The sequence below is a fragment of the Micromonospora sp. WMMD729 genome (genome assembly GCF_049315225.1).
Classification (GTDB): domain Bacteria; phylum Actinomycetota; class Actinomycetes; order Mycobacteriales; family Micromonosporaceae; genus Micromonospora.
In genome coordinates this window covers 5,951,831-5,967,962 of sequence record NZ_CP186059.1, presented here as the reverse complement: position 1 = coordinate 5,967,962, position 16,132 = coordinate 5,951,831, and the positions used below count along the sequence as shown (strand labels likewise).

The following is a 16,132-nucleotide window of genomic DNA, read 5'->3' as shown; positions in this document are numbered from 1 at the left end:
CGTCATCGCGGGTGCGGTCAGATGCCGGTGGCTCTCGTGCAGGACGAGACCGGGTCGAGGACGACGTCGACGGTGTCGACCAGGCCGGCCCGGACGCGTGTGCGGTGGGTCTGCGGTGTCCACCCGTCCCTGGCGACGATCACCTCGTAGCGACCCGTCGGCAGCCACCAGACGTACCGGCCCTGGGCGTTCGCGGTCAGGGTCCAGCCGGTCGCCGTACCCACCCTGTTCACCCGGACCGTCGCCGCGACCGCGACGGTGGCCCCGGCGCAGGTGACCCCGGTGACCGTGCCCTGGATCCTGCCCCAGTTCGCTGGCGGCGACACGGTCATCCGCAGCGGCACCGCCGGAACCCGGTACGGCGTGTCGGACGCGATTCCCAACTCGCCGGAGTAGGTGCCCGGCTGGGCCACCCCGGCGGCGGCCGTGGCCCGCATCTTGACGGTTACCTTTCGGTAGGCGCCCGGCGCCAGGGTGAACGTGCCCGGTTCGGTGGTGAGCCAGGGCAGGTCCGCCTCGCCGGCGCACAACTCCAGGCCGCTGAGTCGTTCGACGTCCGGTGAGCCGACGAAGGGGGACGGCGATCCGCCGATCCGGTACGCGCCGCAGGCGGCCGCGCCCCGGTACCGACCGGACTGGACGTTGGGCAGGTCACGCCAGCTCCCCGCCACCGGGTCGTACGCGATGGTCCGGTTGGTCACCGTGGTGGACGCCGCCGTGACCCCACCGGCCAGGACCAGGAGGTCACCGGCCGCCGCGTACTGGGCGCCCCAGAGGTCCACCGGCAGGTCGGGCAGGCGGTGCCAGGCGTCCGTCGTGGGGTCGTACCGGTAGGCGTCGGTGTAGTCGGCGTCGCCGGTGCCACCGGCGCAGTAGACCGCGCCGCCGATCCCGCCGCAGGACAGCCAGGCCACGGGGTGCGGGTACGCCGCTCCGGTGTGGAACGTGCCCGTCGTCGGGTCGAGGATGACGAGCTGATCCGACTCGGTGCAGTCGTTGTCCCGGCAGCCACCGACCAGGTAGACCTTGCCACCGGTGACCGCTCCGCCGGCCGCCGCCACTGGGAACGGGTTGACCGCTGGAGCCAGCGTGCTCCAGGTGTCCGTGGCCGGGTCGAACACGTCCGCCGAGGCGACGGTGCTGTCGTCGGCGCCCCAGCCACCGAGGACGTACAGCTTGCCGCCGACGGCGGCCGCGACCGGCTTGGCGCGGGCGCTCGGCATATCGGGCAGCGCCTCCCAGGTGTCCGTGTCGGGGTCGTAGCGCCAGGCCTTACGCTCCTGGCCGCTGCCGCCACCGCCACCGACGGAGTAGACCTTGCCGTCGAGGGTGGCCGCCGCGTTGTCGTAGACCGCCGCCGGAAGGTCGGCGACACCGGTCCAGGCATCAGACGTCCGGGGCGCGGTCCCGGTCCGAGTCCCGTCGTACGCGGTGCCGGTGCGGGCCTTGCTGATCCCCTTCGTGCGCTGCTCCCGTAGCGGCGCTCCCGCCCGGGACAGCAGGTCGAACCGCCCGTTGCGCTCCACCAGGTGGACGGCGGCCGGCGCGGTTCCGGTGTTGCGGACCGTCAGCTTCGCGGTCCGGGTGCTGGCGTACGGCTGGTACGACTCCACGGTCGCCGGTGTGACGGTGAGCCGGCCGGCGGCCAGCGCGACGTCGAGGCGACGGACGCCGTCGGCCGGCACCGTCGTCGTCTCGGTGGCCACCTGGTACGGCGGGCGGCCGGCGGTGAATCGGCGCGTCCCGGTCACCCCGGAGAAGAGCCAGTAGAAGCCGTCCGGCTGGTTCGGGTCGTCCGGTGTCGGCGCTGACCTGCCACGGTCCTGCGGGCGGTCGACGCCGGCCACGGTGACCCCGTCGAGCGGCGTGTCGGTGTTGCGGTCGGTGGTCACCCCGACCACCAGGCCGCCCGGGGCGGGCACACAGTCGCGATTGACCACCTGCACGTCGTCCACCTGCCACCACCAGGCGAAGCTGCCGTGGAAGCGGAACCTGATCAGTACCGCGGCGGCCCCGGTCGCCGGGTCGAGTGGCACCTCCTCGACGACCGGTCCGCGCCGGCTGGTGGTCTGGTGCCAGACGGTGGTCCAGGTGGTACCGCCGTCGGTGGAGACGTCCACGTCGGCGGTGTCGCTCACGCCGACCGCCCGCCAGTCGCTGTGGAAGCGCAGCACCGGCGCGGGCGTGCCGCGCAGGTCGACGGTCGGGCTCACCAGGTCGGTGTCCTGGGTCCGGCCGGAGCCGAGGCGGTCGCTGTCGGCGATGGCGAAGGCGCCGCTGCCGCCGGTGAGGTTGCCCCGTTCGGCCACGTCGGTGAAGGTCCAGCCGCCGTCATCGGTGTGGTTCCGCACCGACCAGCCGTCCGGTGTCGCGCCGCTGTCGAAGCTTTCGGTCAGCAGGGGTGTGCCGAAGCTGCCGGTGTAGCCGGCCGCCGTGCACGAGGTCTCGACCGGTACGGCGACGTCGGCCGTCACCGGGTCACCGGCGGTGACCACGTCCCGGGTGACCGTCCGGTAGCCGGGGTAGCGGGCGGTGGCGGTGAGCCGGTACGTCGCGTTGCCCGGCACGGTGAACGAGTACCGACCGGTGGCCGGGTCGGTGAACACCGGTGCGCCGGGACGACCGGCGACCTCGATCCGGGCGTAGAGCGGCCAGCCGTGCCCCGATCCGTCGGTGATCCGGCCGGCCACGGTGACCGTCGGGTTGGCCGTCAGGGCGAAGTCGCGGGTGACCGTCCCGCTCTCGGTGACGGTGACGGTGGCGCTCTGCCCGGCGTACCCGTAGGCGCTGACGCCGATCGTCGCCGCGCCGACCGGCACGGTGAGCGCGTACCGGCCGTCCGCGCCGGTGGTGACGCTGCGGGTGCCGTCGCCGACGGTCGCGCCGGCGATCGGGTCCCCGCCGTCGGCCGTGGTGACGGTGCCGGTGACCCGTCCGACGGCGCCGCGCGGCGCGGCCCGCACCGCCGCGTACGCGTCCAGTCGGCCCTCGCCGAAGACGTTGTTGTCGGCGGCGGTGCCTCCGCAGGCGGTGGCGTCGACGTCGCGGGCGGTGCGGTCCAACAGTTCCTCGGTGGCGGCGACATCGCCCTTGAGGGTCGGTGCGGCCGACCAGAGCAGCGCCACCGTGCCGGAGACGTGCGGTGCGGCCATCGAGGTGCCGTCGTAGGCGGCGTACGAGTCGCCGGGAACGCTGGAGCGCACGTTGCCGCCCGGCGCGGCCACGTTCGGCTTGTACGACCGCGCGTCGGTACCGGCGCCCCGCCCGGAGAAGTCGGAGATGGCGTTCTGCGCGTCGTACGAGCCGACGGCGTACGCGTTGGCGCTGTCCCCGGGGGAGCCGGCGCTGCCGCAGGCCGGACCGTCGTTGCCGGCGGAGAAGACGCCGAAGATGCCGGCCGCCCGCCAGGCCGCGATGGTCTGCTCGAACCAGGGGTCGCCGCCGGCACCGCCCCACGAGTTGTTGACCACGTCGGGGCGCAGGTCGGGGCGGGGGTTCCGCCCGTTCAGGTCGGTCGGTGCCAGCACCCACTGGCCGGCGGCGAGCAGCGAGGCGTCGGTGCAGGAGTCGGTCTCGCAGCCCTTCGCGGCGATCCACTTCGCGCCGGGGGCGACGCCGATCTGGTTGCCCGCGCCGTCGTCGCCGACCATCGTGCCCATGGTGTGCGTGCCGTGGCCGGCGTTGTCGCAGGGCGCGGCGCTCGGGCAGACGCCGGCCGGGTCGTACCAGTTGTGGTTGTGGTCGAAGGTGCCCCCACCGAGGTTGCCGCGGTACGCGCGGACCAGCGCCGGGTGGTCGTACTGGGCGCCGCTGTCGATGGTGGCGACGACCACGCCGTCGCCCCGGTCGCCGAGTTCGTTCCACACCTGCGGGGCGTTGATGTTGGTGAGCCCCCACTCCGGGCCGTTCGCCTCCGCGCGGCTGCCGGTCGCCGGGGTCGGCCGCAGCAGGGGGTAGCTGCGGCTGGGCTCGATCCGCGCCACCTCGGGCCGCTTGGCGATCTCGTCGAGCAGTGCGCGATTCCCGGTGACGCGTACCGCGTTGGCGATCCAGTACGCGGTGTGTGGCGCCTTGCGGGTCTTGAGCAACGCGCGCAGACCCCGCTGGGTGCGGGTGGCGGTGGTGGTGAGCAGCCGGTGCACCTCGCGGGCCCGGTCGTCCGGGTCCCGCAGCTTCGCGCTCCGCGCCACCGGCGCGGTGCTGCGCAGGTAGACGAGGAAACTGCCGCTGCCGGTGGCGCCGAGTTGGCGGAGCAGCAGTTGGTCGACGCGGGCGGGCGTGGGCGTGGGCGTGGGCGCGGGTCGGGCGGCGACGGCGGGCTGGGCGGTGAGGGCCAGCAGGGCCGCGCCGCACGCCAGGGCTGCTCGCCAGCGGACGGATCTCATCTTCGGTGGTGGTTGGAGCACTGTTCCTCCCCATGTGGGGTCCCGCTGGGTTCGGGACCTGCTCGGACGGTGCTCAATACCTAACGATCGGCCGCTGACCTGGCGTTATTCCGGTCGAAAGGCGGGCGGCCGGACCGTCGACGACTGCCGTGCGGCGGGCCGGACGGCCCGTGACACCATGGCCGGGTGAGCGGTGCTGTCCAGACGGGTTGGCCCTCGTCGAGCGATCCCGCCCCGCCGGCGCCGGCCCGGCGTGGGCGGCGCTGGCTGCTGGTCGCGACCGTGTTGTGGGCTCTGTTGCTGGCCGGGCTCACCTGGTTGTCGGTCCGCGACGATCCGCCGACCGTCCGCGAGCAGCGCACCCTGGCCGACTCCGCCCCGGTGGTCGACCGGGCGGTCGGCGAGCTGGCCCGGGCCGCCGGCCCGGCCGGGCTGCTGGAGCTGGGACCGGCGCGGGTCAGCGCGGGTTGCCGGGTCACCCCGCTCGCCGAGGGCGCGAGGTTGCGTCGCGAGGTCGGTGTGTTGGCGTCCGCCGGCACCGAGCGGGCGGTACTGACCGGCATCGCCGACCGGCTGCCGGCGAGCTGGCGGGCCGGGGTCGGTACCGGTCTGGACGGTCCGGAGCTGCGCGCCGACGCCGGGGAGTTCGTCGCCGTCGCCGGGCGGGCGACCGGGGACGGCCGGCTGCGGTTGACCGTCGACACCGGCTGTCGGCCGCCGGGCGCCGGTCAGGACCCGACGCCGGCCGCCGTCGCCGGCCCGGAGGCGGCGGCCCTCACGGCTGCCCTGACGGCGTTGGGCCGGCCGACCGGTGACGTGCCGGAGCTGGTCACCGCGCCGTGTCCGGACGGCACGCTGGCCCGTACCGCACGGTCCGCCGCCGGTCCCGCAGCCGCGGCCGAGACCAGCGCGCTCGCCGCGCTGGCCGGCGGCGCACCACTGCTGGACAACCCCCCGGTGTACGCGTACCGCACCGGGAACGTCACCGTGCTCGCCGAACTCGGCCCGGACGCCGCACGGGTGGCCGCCACCGTGGGCTGCCCCGGCTGAGTCGGCGGGTCAGCCGTCCGTTCCGCGACCGTCGGCCTCGCGGCTGCGCCCCAGCGCGTCGACGTGGCCCCAGCGGCCGGGGATGTCCAGCAGTTCCACCCGGCCCATGCCCGGCGGCACGGCCGGATCGATGATCAGGTGCTCGCCCTGCGGTTCCAGCCCGAGCATCACCCGCAGCAACAGCAGCGGGGTACCGCTCGACCAGGCCTGCGGGCTGCACGCGGTGGGGTACTCCACCGGGTAGCCGGTGCGGCTGCGGGCGTAGCCGGCGAACGCCTCCGGCAGCCGCCCGCCGAAGTACGTGGACGCGGCCAGCATGGCTTCGCAGAGCGTCCCGGCCTCGTCCCGGTAGCCGTACCGGCCCAGCCCCCAGGCGATGATCGAGTTGTCGAACGGCCAGACGGTGCCGACGTGGTAGCCGATCGGGTTGTACCGGCCCTCGCCCTCGGCCAGGGTCCGTACCCCCCAGCCGGAGAAGAGCCGCGGCCCGAGCAGGTGTTCGACCACCTTGCCGGCCCGCGGCTCGTCCACGATCCCGCTCCAGAGCAGGTGCCCGATGTTCGACGTCAGCGCGTCGACCTGCTGACCGTCGGCGTCCAGGGCCAGCGCGTAGTACTCGCGGTCGGCGATCCAGAAGTCGCGGTTGAACCGCTGCTTGAGCTCCGAGGCCTCCCGTTCCAGCCGGTCGGCGTACGCCGGGTCGTTCCATACCTGGCGGGCCAGCCGGGCGGCACGGACCTTCGCGTCGTACGCGTAGCCCTGCAACTCGCAGGTGGCCCGGGGGAAGCCGGGGATCCGGCCGTCGGCGTACGAGATGCCGTCCCAGGAGTCCTTCCAGCACTGGTTCTCCAAGCCGGTCTCCGGGTTGCGGGTGCGGTACCAGAGATAGCCGGTGCCGAGCAGGTCGCCGTAGCTGTCGATCCAGTCCAACGCGGCGCGGACCTGCGGCTCCAACTGCTGGACCAGTGCGGTGTCACCGGTCCAGCGCTCGTACTCGTCGACCAGGATGACGAACAGCGGTGTCGAGTCGGCCGAACCGTAGTACGGCGAGTGGGGCTGCTCCTCGAAGCCGGCGGTCTCGCCGTACCGCAGTTCGTGGAGGATCTTGCCGGGTTCCTCGTCCCGGAAGTCGTCCACCCGGTGTCCCTGAAGGCCACCCAGCATCTGGACGGTCGGCGGGACCAGTTCCGGCAGGAACGGCAGCACCTGCAACGAGGTGATGATGCTGTCCCGACCGAAGAGGGTCATGAACCACGGCAGCCCGGCGGCGATCAGCCGTACGCCCAGGGCGATCGACTCGTAGCGCAGCGCGGCCAGGTCGTTGAGGCTGCGATGGTACGCCCCGGCCAGCGGCTCGCAGTCACAGCCGAGCTTCGGCGCACGGTCGATCAGCCTCCGGTGTTCGGCCCGGATGGCGTCCCCGCCGCGTCCACCCGCGTACGGCAGGGTGGCCCGGATGTCCTCGCCCCGCGCACCGAAGACGGTGGTGGAAACCTGTATCCGGGTCCGCCACTCGCCGTTGCGGTCGATCCGGACCCGGAACGTCATCCCGGCGGCGTCGACCTGCGCCGGCACCGACGAGCGGATGAGCGTCTCCCGGTGGAAGGCCTCCCGCCGGTACGTCAGGCGCAGCGCGCCGTCGGCCTCCTCGATCGTCGTGCGGCCCACCTTCTGTTGGGCGTGTTTGATCTCGAACAGGTCGGCGAAGTCGCTGCCCATCTCGATTCGGACGGTGAACTCGGCCGCGTCGCCGGAGTGGTTGAGGACGGTCAGTTCCTCGTCGAAGCCGCTGCCGATCTCCCGACTGCGGATCATCGAGGCCTTGGCGTCCAGGTAGTGGGTGGGTTCGCCGGGCGCGAGGAAGAACGTGGTCCGGTACGACTCGCTGTCGTCCACGGAGAGGGCGTGCAACCGCTGCCCGTCGAGGGTGAGCACCCAGCTCGACAGGAAGCGGGTGTCGAAGGAGAACAGCCCGGTCGGGAAGTCGAAGGACGGCTCGATGTCCCCCCGACGGTCACTGACCAGGAAGGTGTTGCCGTCCAGGATGCTGACGAGGTCCTTCACGACCGCCGTCCGACTACCTCGCGGGCGACCTCGCGCGGGTCCCGGGTGCCCGGTGGCTCCGGGAAGAAGCGGCGGAAGGCCAGGAAGAGCTTCACGTCACCGCTGAAGGTGCTCTCGTTGCGCAGCAGGGCGGCGAGCGCCTGGGACTCCCCGGCGATCAACCTGTCGAACAGGGCCGCGCTGCTGTACCAGATGGCGTCCGCCGGACCCCGCTCGCGAGTGGCCTGTGCCTCTCCGGGTCGCATCCGGACCAGCCAGTGCTCGGTCTGGTGGTCGATGCCGAGGTCGATCTGAAGGGTTCCGGCCACCGGGCCGCGCAGGACCGTCCGTGCCCGCGCCGGCAGGGATTCGAAGAACCTCTGGGTCGCCTCGGTCACTCCCGAATCGTAGGCAGCGCCTCGGGTTGCCGGGTCGGTATTGGCACTCCAGGGGTCAGTAGACGAGCGCCTGCGCGCCCTCGGTCATCGCCTCCTCGACGAAGACCGCGGCGCCCGCGATCCGTACGCCGGGCAGTACGTCCTCCGGGCCGATCTCGCGCCGGGCCGCGCACTGGGTGCAGGCGGTCACCTGGCCGCTGGTCAGGACGACGTGCAGCAGTTCGGCCAGCGGCGCGGAGTGCGGCAGCTCGAATTCCTGGGCGCGGCCGGGCAGCGCGAACCAGGTCGACTCACCGGTCAGCCAGAGCGAGACGTCCACGCCGGCCGCGACCGCCGTGGCGGCGACCGTGAACGCCTGCGCGCAGCGCTCCGGGGCGTCCGCCCCGGCGGTGACCTTGACGACGAGAGAGCGGGCCATGAGGCCCAGCATAGGATGGTCACGATGGTTACCGAGATCGGGTTCGTCAGCCTGCTGGTCGCCGGACTGGGCGCACTCGCCGGTGGCTTGGTCTACCTGGCGGTAAGGATTTCAAGGGGACGTTGGTGAGCGCACAGTGAGCGACGAGAATCCGCTGCAACCGCCGTGGCTGAACGCGCCGCCGGTCGAGGAGTACCCGTACGAGGAGAGCTACGACCTGCGTGTCGGCCCGAAGCTGCACCCCGCGCTGGACGGCCTGCTGCCGTACATCGGTCTGTGGCGTGGTCGGGGCAAGGGCGGCTTCCCCACCATCGAGGACTTCGACTACGCGCAGGAAATCAAGATCAGCCACGACGGCCGGCCGTTCCTGCACTACGAGTCGCGGGCCTGGATCCTCGACGAGCAGAGCCGGCCCGTTCGTCCGGCCGGTCGCGAGGTCGGCTGGTGGCGACCGGTGCTGGTGGACGGCCGGGCCACCGACGAGCTGGAGGCCCTGCTCACGACTCCCACCGGGGTGATGGAGCTGCACCTCGGCAAGCGCACCGGCACCCAGGTCGAGTTCGCCACCGACGCGGTGGTGCGGACGGCGACCGCCAAGGAGGTCACCGGGGGGCACCGCCTCTTCGGCATCGTGGAGGGCGCGCTGCTCTACGCCCAGGAGATGGCCGCGATGGGTCACCCGCTCAGCCCGCACCTGTCGGCGCGGCTCGTCCGGGTCGGCGGCTGACGGCTCAGTCGACGGGGAAACCCAGCAGCTCGTGCAGGGCCGGGGTACGCGGGCAGGGGTCCCGGCGTACCCCGTCCAGCATCCGGACCTCGGCGAGTCCGCGTACCGAGGAGCTGAACCAGACACCGTCGGCGGCGTGCAGCTCGGCCGGCGTCACCATCCGTTCGGCGCCCTCCAGGCCCAGTTCGTGCGCGTGGGCGAGCAGCCAGGCGATGGTCGTGCCGGGCAGGATGCCGGTGGTGGCGGCGGGCACCGTGCAGATCGTGTCGCCGGTGAGCCACACCACGTTGGCGGTCGGCCCCTCCAGGGCGTACCCGTCGGACGAGACCCAGAGCACGTCGTCCACCCCGGCCCGTCGCGCCCACCGACGGGCGGCGCTGTTGACCGCGTACGAGGTGGACTTGATCCCCGCCGGCAGCCAGTCCAGCCCGGTACGGGCGTCGGCGGGCACCCCCAGCGGCAGGACGGCCACGGTTATCCCGTTCCGTCGCGCCGCCAGCGACGACGCCGGTACCGCGGTCAACGTGGCGTAGACGGTCGGCGGACCGCCGGCCTCCGAGCCCCGGGTGCACACCAGCCGCAGCGCGCCCTCCACCTCCGCGGGCCAGCCCGCGAGCACCGAGTCGAGCAGGTCGGTCAGCGCGTCGGTGGGCGGCAGGTCCAGCTCGACGGCTGCCGCCGCCGTGACCAGCCGGGTCAGGTGCTCGTCGCGTAGCCAGGGTCGCCCCTGGCGCAGGTGCATCGACTCGAAGAGCCCGTCACCGCGCAGGACGCCCAGGTCGTCGCCGCGCAGCACGGGTTCGTCCGCCGGAATCGGGCCTCGTCCGAGCACGGCGATCCGGGTGCTCGGGGTGGCCGGGACATTGCCGGCGGACGACGTCACCATGACCGTCGAGCGTAGCGGCGGACGCCGCGCGCGGGGGACCGGCGCGATCGCCGAACTATGATCGGACGGTGTCCGAATCCTCCCTCGCGGAAATGCTCCGGGCCCGTGGACTGCGGTTGACGGCCCAACGGCAGCTCGTGCTCCAGGCGGTGCTCGATCTGGGCCACGCCACCCCGGAGCGGGTGCACGCCGCCGTGCGGGAGGTCGCCGCCGGGGTCAACATCACCACCATCTACCGCACGCTGGAGCTGCTGGAACGGCTCGGCCTGGTGACGCACACCCACCTGTCGCACGGTTCGCCGACCTATCACGCGGCGGGTGAGCACCAACACGTCCACCTGGTCTGCCGGGAGTGTGGCGCGATCGACGAGATCGATCCGGAGTTGCTCCGTCCGCTCGCCGACCAGTTGGTCGCGCAGCGCGGTTTCCGGGTGGACATCGGGCACGTGTCACTCTTCGGCGTCTGCGGCCGTTGCGAGAACGGGGACCACACATGATCGACATCGCGGGCGCGGTGGCCGTCGAGAGCATCGACGAGGCCAGCCGCGACCAGCCGGACCCGGCGCACGTCGCCGCAGGTGTGCGGGGGGTGGCCGCGCACTACGGCGATCCGCTGCGCGAGCAGCGCGTGCTGGACACCGAGGTCGGCCTGGTCGACCGCTCCCACCGGGGGATCGTCGCGGTGCCCGGCGAGGAGCGTGCCGGTTGGCTGCACACGATCACCTCGCAGCACCTGTCGACGCTGGCCGCCGGTGAGGGCACCGAGCTGCTGGTGCTCTCCCCGCACGGGCACGTCGAGCAGCACGCCCTGGTCGCCGAGGACGGCGAGACCACCTGGCTGGACACCGAGCCGGGAGCGACCGACGGCCTGCTGGGATACCTGGAGAAGATGCGGTTCTTCAGCAAGGTCGACCCCCGCGACGCCACCGCCGAACGGGCGCTGCTGTCGCTTGTCGGTCCGGCGGCGGCGGAGGCCGTCGGCACGCTCGGCGTGACCGGGCTGGCCGCACCGGACCTGCTCCCGGTGCCGGGTCCGAAGTTCGCCGCCGGGGCCGTGCCACCCCGGGCCGGCATCCGGTACGACGTCCGCCCGCTGCCGATCGGCGGCTGGGCGCGACGTGGCCTCCTCGGGGTCGACCTGCTGGTGCCCCGCTCGGCGATGGAGCAGGTGGTCGCCGAGTTGCGCGGCGCGGGCGTGCCGGTCGCCGGCCTCTGGGCGTACGAGGCGATCCGGGTGGCCGCCCGGCAGCCCCGGGTGGGGGTGGACACCGACCACCGGACCATCCCGGCCGAGGTGGACCTGATCGGCCCGGCCGTGCACCTGGACAAGGGCTGCTACCGGGGGCAGGAGACGGTCGCCCGGGTGCACAACCTGGGCCGGCCGCCGCGCCGCCTGGTGCTGCTGCACCTCGACGGGGTGACCACCGACCAGCCGCCGGCCGCCGGTACGCCGGTGACTCTCGACGGCCGGGCGGTGGGTTTCGTGGGCAGCGCCGTGCTGCACCACGAACTGGGTCAGGTCGCCCTCGCCGTGCTGAAGCGGAACGTCCCGGACGACGCCGCCCTGATGATCGGCGAGACCGCGGCGGCGATCGACCCGTCCTGACCGGCACGTCTAGGATCGCCGGCATGACGACAGGGACGTTGATCACGGTGGCCCCGACTGGGGCGGAGTCGGCCAAGACGGAGGTTCCGGCGCTGCCGGTGACCCTGGACGAGTTGCTGCTCACCGCCAAGGAGTGCGAGGCGCTCGGCGCCGCCGTGATCCACGTCCACATCCGTGACGACGAGGCCCGGCCGACTCTCGACCCGGCCCGCCTGGCCGAGACGGTGGCGGCGCTGCGGGAGAGCACCGACCTGATCGTGCAGCTCTCCTCGGGCGGCGCGGTGACCGATCCGGAGGCTGCCCGGCTCGCCGTGCTCGACGCGCGTCCCGACATGGCCTCCTGCACCATGGGGACGGTCAACTTCGGCGACGACGTCTTCCTCAACCGCTGGGAGTTCATCGTCGACCTGCACACCCGCATGCAGGAGCGGGGGATCGTGCCGGAGTACGAGATCTTCGACCTCGGCCACCTGTCCGCGTTGCAGCGGTTGCTCGGCAAGTACGGGCTGCCGGCGGGCGGGCACGTGCACGTCGACTTCGTGATGGGTGTGCCGGGCGGGATGCCGGGCACCACCGAGACGCTGGTGGCCGCGCACCGGATGCTGCGGGACCTGCCCGAGGGCACCACGTTCTCGGCCACCGGCATCGGCCGCAGCACCATCCCGGTACTGCTGGCCTCGCTGTCGACCGGCGGACACCTGCGGGTCGGCATGGAGGACACGGTGACGTACGCCAAGGGTCGCCCGGTCGAGTCCAACATGCAGTTGGTCGCCCGCGCGGTCGGCTTCGCCCAACTCGCCCAGCGGCCGCCGTTGACCACCATCGAGGCCCGCGCGCTGCTCGGGTTGTAAGGCCGAGGGCATCCCGCGCCCCTGTCACTCGGCCGGTGGACGACCTGGTCACCCCGCCGACGGGCGACCCGATCCGCTGGGTACCGTCCAGCACGTGGGAAAGACGTACGAGGGCGGCGTGCCGCTCGCCGAGGTGGTCCGGTCCGGGTTCGTGGAGGGTGGGCACCGCGGCTCGGTGGTGGTGCTGGACGCGACCGGGGCGCCGTTGGCCGCCGCCGGGGACGTGACCGCACCGGTCTTCCCGCGTTCGGCCAGCAAGCCGATGCAGACGGTCGGGATGCTCCGCGCCGGCCTGCCGCTCACCGACCCGGCCGACCTGGCGCTGGTCTCGGCCAGCCACGCGGGGGAGGACTTCCACCTGGCCCGGGTCGGCGCGCTGCTCGACCGGGCCGGACTGGATGCCGCCGCGCTGCACTGCCCGCCCGACCTACCGGCGGGCGTGGCGGCCCGGGAGGCCGTGCTGCGCGCCGGGGGCGGGCCGACCCGGGTGCAGATGAACTGTTCCGGCAAGCACAGCGGAATGCTGCTGACCTGCGAGGCCGCCGGTTGGCCCCGGGACGGCTACTGGCGGCCGGAGCACCCGTTGCAGCAGCGGTTGCGGGCGACCGTCGAGGAGTTCACCGGTGAGCCGGTGGCGGCGGTGGGCGTGGACGGCTGCGGCGCGCCGGTGCTCGCGGTGTCGCTGACCGGCCTGGCCGGCGCGTACCTGCGGCTTGTCGATGCCGAGCCCGGTTCGGCGCCGCGCCGGGTGGCCGATGCCATGCGCGCGTACCCGGAGATCGTGGGTGGCACCCAGGCCGACGACACCCGGCTGATGCGCGGTGTTCCGGGCCTGCTGGCCAAGATCGGCGCCGAGGGCGTGTTCGCGGTCGGGCTGCCGGGCGTCGGCGCGGTGGCCCTGAAGATCGACGATGGCGCAGACCGGGCGCGGATGCCGGTGCTGGTCTCCGCGCTGCGGCGGCTCGGGGTGCAGGCACCGGTGCTGACCGAGTACGCCGAGGTGCCGCTCTTCGGCGGCGGCGTCCCGGTCGGCGCCGTCCGCCCCCTCTGGTAACCAAGGCCGCCCCCCACTCCCACAAGCCCGCCCCCGCCGTCCCCGCCGTCCCCGCCGTTGATCATGAAGTTATTGCCACGACACCCCGATGCGGATGGCAATAACTTCATGATCAACGGGTCAGTGTGTGGTGGTCACGGCGGCCTCGGCGGTGTGCGGGCCGGGGCGCTCGTCGGGTCGCCCGCTTGTCAGTGACCGTGATGCCTCAGAGTCATATATATGCCTCTGAGGCATCACGCTCAACCGAGCGCCAGCGCCGGTCGCCGAGCGTCGCCGGATGGCGAGTGTCGGGGCGTCGGGGTGGGGGTTGCTCAGGTCAGGAAGTCCAGGAGCGCGGCGTTGACCGGCGCCGGGCGCTCCAGTGGCAGCAGGTGTGCGGCGTCGGGGACGTCCGGCAGGCGTACCGCACCGGGGACCTCGGCGGCGATCCGATCGGCGAGCCGGCGGATGTCCGGCACGTCGGCCGCGCCGGCGGTGACCAGGACGGGGATTTTCAGTTCGCCGAGACGTCCGATCGCCGGTGGCGTCAGTTCGCCCACCTCGACCGCGCCGAGGGCCAGTTCCGCCGCCAGGGCGCGCTGGTCCATCTCCTGCGCCAGCGCCAGCAGGTCGGGGTCGACGTCGGCCGGCTGACGGGCCGGGCCGACCACCCAGAACCGCACCTCGCCGGCCGCGCCCGCGACGAAGTCGTCCGGGTCGACCTCGCCGACCAGGTCGTCCCAGAGGTCGTTGGCCTCCTCGGACCACTCGTTGCCGGAGACCGCCGTGTCGAACAGGGCGAGCGCGCTCACCCGGTCCGGATGGGCCAGCGCGGTGTCGACGGCGACCGACCCGCCGAAGGAGCAGCCGACCAGGGCGGCCTGCGGCAGGTCCAGGGCGTCCAGCAGGCCGACCACGTCGTCGTGGTGCGTGAACGGCATCGGTGGCAGCTCCGAATCGCCGTACCCGCGCAGGTCCGGGGCGATCACCCGGTGCCGGACGGCGAGAGCGGGCAGGACGTCCCGCCACATCCGTCGGTCCGCGATGCCGGCGTGCAGCAGGACGACGGGCGTACCGCTGCCGGCCTCGTCGTAGGCGAGGGCTGCTCCATTGACTGTGATCTTGTGCACCAACGGACCGTACGGACCGGGCGGGGTGGCGCGCAAATGGGACGTTGAGACCTTGCTAACTCTGGCAAGCATTTTGCTTGCAGGAGTTAGCGGAGGGGATTAGCGTCGGCGGCATGGCGACACCAAAGGACCTCCCCGACGTCGGCGGGTTCATCCGCGATCTGCGCCGTAACGCCAAGATCTCGCTGCGCCAGCTGGCCGAACAGGCGGGGGTCAGCAACCCGTACCTGAGCCAGATCGAGCGCGGTCTGCGCAAGCCCAGCGCCGAGGTGCTTCAGCAACTGGCCAGCGCGCTGCGGGTGTCGACCCCGGCCATGTACCTGCGAGCCGGGCTGCTCGACGACAAGGAGGGCCACGGCGTGCTCGCCGCCATTGCGGTGGACCCCGACCTGACGATGGCCCAGAAGCAGTCGCTCAGCCAGATCTACGAGACCTTCCGCCGGGAGAACGCCCGGCTCTCCGAGGCGCAGGCCGCAGCCGGGGCGACCACCCCGACAGAGGCGCAGGCCGCAGCCGCGGCGGCAGAGGCCCAGGCCGCAGCCGGGGCGGCCACCCCGACCGATGTCAACGACGCGCCCGCCGACGTGGCCAACCTGGCCGCGACCGGCCCCACCACCGAGGGCGGCACCCCGACCGAGGCCGTGCTCGAGTCGGTCGCCGTGACCGAGGCGGGCCCCGCACCCGCCCCGACCGGCACCTCCGAGAAGAGCGGCACCTCCGAGAAGAACAGCCCGAGCGGCACCCCCGACAAGAACGCCCCGAGCAGCACCCCCGAGAAGAAGGCCGCCGAGACGGCCGAGGAGGAGACGTCATGACCGAGCCGAAGACCAACCGCATCCCCGCTCCCATCTACGCCGCCGCCGGTGCGGCCGAGTTGGCCATCGAGCAGCTCCGCAAGCTGCCCGCGGTCGTCGGCGTGCACGGCACCCGGGTCGTCGCCGACCTGGGCGGCCGGGCGGTGCTGACCGGCTTCGAACTGCGCCAGAAGGCCACCGAGACGCTGCGTACGGCCAACGAGACCGCCGGCACCCTGCGCGACCGGGCGCAGGCCGAACTGGACCTGGCCAAGCTGCGCGAGTCGGCCGACCTGGCCAAGCTGCGCGAGGTCGCCGACATCGAGAAGCTGCGCGCCGCCGCCACCCGCAACGCAGCCGTGGTCGTCACCGCCGCCCAGGCCGCCCAGGAGCGGGCGTTCGCCGCGTACGGCGCGCTGGTCGCCCGTGGCGAGCGGGTCGTCGGCGCCGGCGTGCTGGAGGCCGCCGAGACGGTCAACGCGGACATCGAGGCCACCGAGGCGACGGCTCCGGCCGCCACGCCCGCCCCGACCGCGGCCCCGGTCGCCGCGCCCGCCCCGACCGCGGCTCCGGCCGCCGCGCCCGCCCCGGCTGCGACGGCGGCCCCGGCGGAGGTGCCGAGCCCGGCCGAGGTCGCCGAGATCGCGGAGGCCAAGCCGGCCGCCGTCAAGAAGGCCACCCGGGCGAAGGCCGCGAAGCCGGCCGAAACCCCGTCGGCCAAGCTGCCCCGGGCCACCAAGCGGACCCGCCCGGCGGCCGAGTAGTTCGTCCGGTCGGCGATCCCGACGGCGTCCTTGACGGACGTAGTCGG

The 16,132-nt window shown here is 73.3% G+C and carries 15 protein-coding genes; 9 read left to right on the top strand and 6 right to left on the bottom strand.

Features of this window, described 5'->3' with window-relative positions; translation table 11 throughout:
- Positions 1–17: 17 nt before the first annotated feature.
- A complete protein-coding gene (locus tag ACN263_RS27445) occupies positions 18–4,385 on the bottom strand; it encodes a S8 family serine peptidase (protein ID WP_422740843.1) in 4,368 nt (1,455 codons plus the stop codon).
- Positions 4,386–4,571: 186 nt separating this feature from the next.
- On the opposite strand from ACN263_RS27445, the gene ACN263_RS27440 reads away from it, so the two are divergent.
- Complete coding sequence (locus tag ACN263_RS27440) at positions 4,572–5,435, top strand: hypothetical protein (protein ID WP_422737131.1); 864 nt, start codon at positions 4,572–4,574, stop codon at positions 5,433–5,435.
- Between the two features lie 9 nt (positions 5,436–5,444).
- On the opposite strand, the gene ACN263_RS27435 is transcribed toward ACN263_RS27440, so the two are convergent.
- Genes ACN263_RS27435 through ACN263_RS27425 form a run of 3 tightly spaced genes read right to left on the bottom strand, consistent with a single transcriptional unit; the run spans position 5,445 to position 8,306 of the window.
- The gene (locus ACN263_RS27435) at positions 5,445–7,499 is read right to left on the bottom strand and encodes a glycogen debranching N-terminal domain-containing protein (protein WP_422737130.1); all 2,055 of its coding nucleotides are present in this window, start codon (positions 7,497–7,499) and stop codon (positions 5,445–5,447) included.
- Positions 7,496–7,876: a hypothetical protein gene (locus tag ACN263_RS27430; protein ID WP_422737129.1), complete on the bottom strand. Its 381-nt coding sequence runs from the start codon at positions 7,874–7,876 to the stop codon at positions 7,496–7,498. Before ACN263_RS27430 ends, ACN263_RS27435 begins: the two co-directional genes overlap by 4 nt.
- A 55-nt stretch (positions 7,877–7,931) precedes the next feature.
- On the bottom strand, positions 7,932–8,306 hold the full coding sequence (locus ACN263_RS27425) for a DsrE family protein (protein ID WP_421473395.1): 375 nt from the start codon (positions 8,304–8,306) through the stop codon (positions 7,932–7,934).
- 12 nt (positions 8,307–8,318) lie between these two features.
- Here ACN263_RS27425 and mtfM point away from each other — a divergent pair, with 12 nt between their 5' ends.
- On the top strand, positions 8,319–8,423 hold the full coding sequence (gene mtfM, locus ACN263_RS27420; protein WP_267897534.1) for a small membrane protein MtfM: 105 nt from the start codon (positions 8,319–8,321) through the stop codon (positions 8,421–8,423).
- A gap of 7 nt (positions 8,424–8,430) precedes the next feature.
- On the top strand, positions 8,431–9,021 hold the full coding sequence (locus ACN263_RS27415) for an FABP family protein (RefSeq protein ID WP_421473394.1): 591 nt from the start codon (positions 8,431–8,433) through the stop codon (positions 9,019–9,021).
- A 4-nt stretch (positions 9,022–9,025) separates the two neighbouring features.
- On the opposite strand, the gene ACN263_RS27410 is transcribed toward ACN263_RS27415, so the two are convergent.
- Positions 9,026–9,907: an aminotransferase class IV gene (locus ACN263_RS27410; protein ID WP_422737128.1), complete on the bottom strand. Its 882-nt coding sequence runs from the start codon at positions 9,905–9,907 to the stop codon at positions 9,026–9,028.
- Positions 9,908–9,975: 68 nt separating this feature from the next.
- Between ACN263_RS27410 and ACN263_RS27405 the strand changes: the two genes are divergently transcribed.
- From ACN263_RS27405 to ACN263_RS27390, 4 genes are all read left to right on the top strand, one after another.
- Positions 9,976–10,404 (top strand): Fur family transcriptional regulator, encoded by a 429-nt coding sequence (locus ACN263_RS27405; protein WP_421473392.1) that lies wholly within the window; start codon positions 9,976–9,978, stop codon positions 10,402–10,404.
- On the top strand, positions 10,401–11,513 hold the full coding sequence (locus tag ACN263_RS27400) for a YgfZ/GcvT domain-containing protein (protein ID WP_422737127.1): 1,113 nt from the start codon (positions 10,401–10,403) through the stop codon (positions 11,511–11,513). Before ACN263_RS27405 ends, ACN263_RS27400 begins: the two co-directional genes overlap by 4 nt.
- A 23-nt stretch (positions 11,514–11,536) precedes the next feature.
- Entirely contained in the window at positions 11,537–12,364 is an 828-nt protein-coding gene (locus ACN263_RS27395; RefSeq protein WP_422737126.1) for a 3-keto-5-aminohexanoate cleavage protein, read from the top strand.
- Between the two features lie 94 nt (positions 12,365–12,458).
- Positions 12,459–13,418, top strand: a complete 960-nt coding sequence (locus ACN263_RS27390; protein ID WP_422737125.1) for an asparaginase — start codon at positions 12,459–12,461, stop codon at positions 13,416–13,418.
- Positions 13,419–13,729: 311 nt separating this feature from the next.
- Here ACN263_RS27390 and ACN263_RS27385 read toward each other — a convergent pair whose 3' ends face one another.
- Positions 13,730–14,527, bottom strand: coding sequence for an alpha/beta fold hydrolase (locus ACN263_RS27385; RefSeq protein WP_422737124.1), 798 nt, complete (start codon positions 14,525–14,527; stop codon positions 13,730–13,732).
- Positions 14,528–14,640: 113 nt separating this feature from the next.
- Here ACN263_RS27385 and ACN263_RS27380 point away from each other — a divergent pair, with 113 nt between their 5' ends.
- Positions 14,641–15,342 carry a helix-turn-helix domain-containing protein gene (locus ACN263_RS27380; RefSeq protein WP_422737123.1) on the top strand — a complete coding sequence of 234 codons (702 nt, stop codon included), beginning with the start codon at positions 14,641–14,643 and terminating at the stop codon, positions 15,340–15,342.
- Positions 15,339–16,085 carry a hypothetical protein gene (locus ACN263_RS27375; RefSeq protein ID WP_422737122.1) on the top strand — a complete coding sequence of 249 codons (747 nt, stop codon included), beginning with the start codon at positions 15,339–15,341 and terminating at the stop codon, positions 16,083–16,085. The genes ACN263_RS27380 and ACN263_RS27375 overlap by 4 nt, the downstream gene beginning before the upstream one ends.
- Positions 16,086–16,132: the final 47 nt, after the last annotated feature.

Excerpts from the sequence above, each read along its gene's own strand:
- ACN263_RS27410 (WP_422737128.1), bottom strand. The coding sequence starts at position 9,907 with ATGGTGACGTCGTCCGCCGGCAATGTCCCGGCCACCCCGAGCACCCGG.
- ACN263_RS27380 (WP_422737123.1), top strand. The coding sequence starts at position 14,641 with ATGGCGACACCAAAGGACCTCCCCGACGTCGGCGGGTTCATCCGCGAT.
- ACN263_RS27445 (WP_422740843.1), bottom strand. The coding sequence starts at position 4,385 with ATGAGATCCGTCCGCTGGCGAGCAGCCCTGGCGTGCGGCGCGGCCCTG.
- ACN263_RS27395 (WP_422737126.1), top strand. The coding sequence starts at position 11,537 with ATGACGACAGGGACGTTGATCACGGTGGCCCCGACTGGGGCGGAGTCG.
- ACN263_RS27375 (WP_422737122.1), top strand. The coding sequence starts at position 15,339 with ATGACCGAGCCGAAGACCAACCGCATCCCCGCTCCCATCTACGCCGCC.
- mtfM (WP_267897534.1), top strand. The coding sequence starts at position 8,319 with ATGGTTACCGAGATCGGGTTCGTCAGCCTGCTGGTCGCCGGACTGGGC.
- ACN263_RS27400 (WP_422737127.1), top strand. The coding sequence starts at position 10,401 with ATGATCGACATCGCGGGCGCGGTGGCCGTCGAGAGCATCGACGAGGCC.
- ACN263_RS27425 (WP_421473395.1), bottom strand. The coding sequence starts at position 8,306 with ATGCTGGGCCTCATGGCCCGCTCTCTCGTCGTCAAGGTCACCGCCGGG.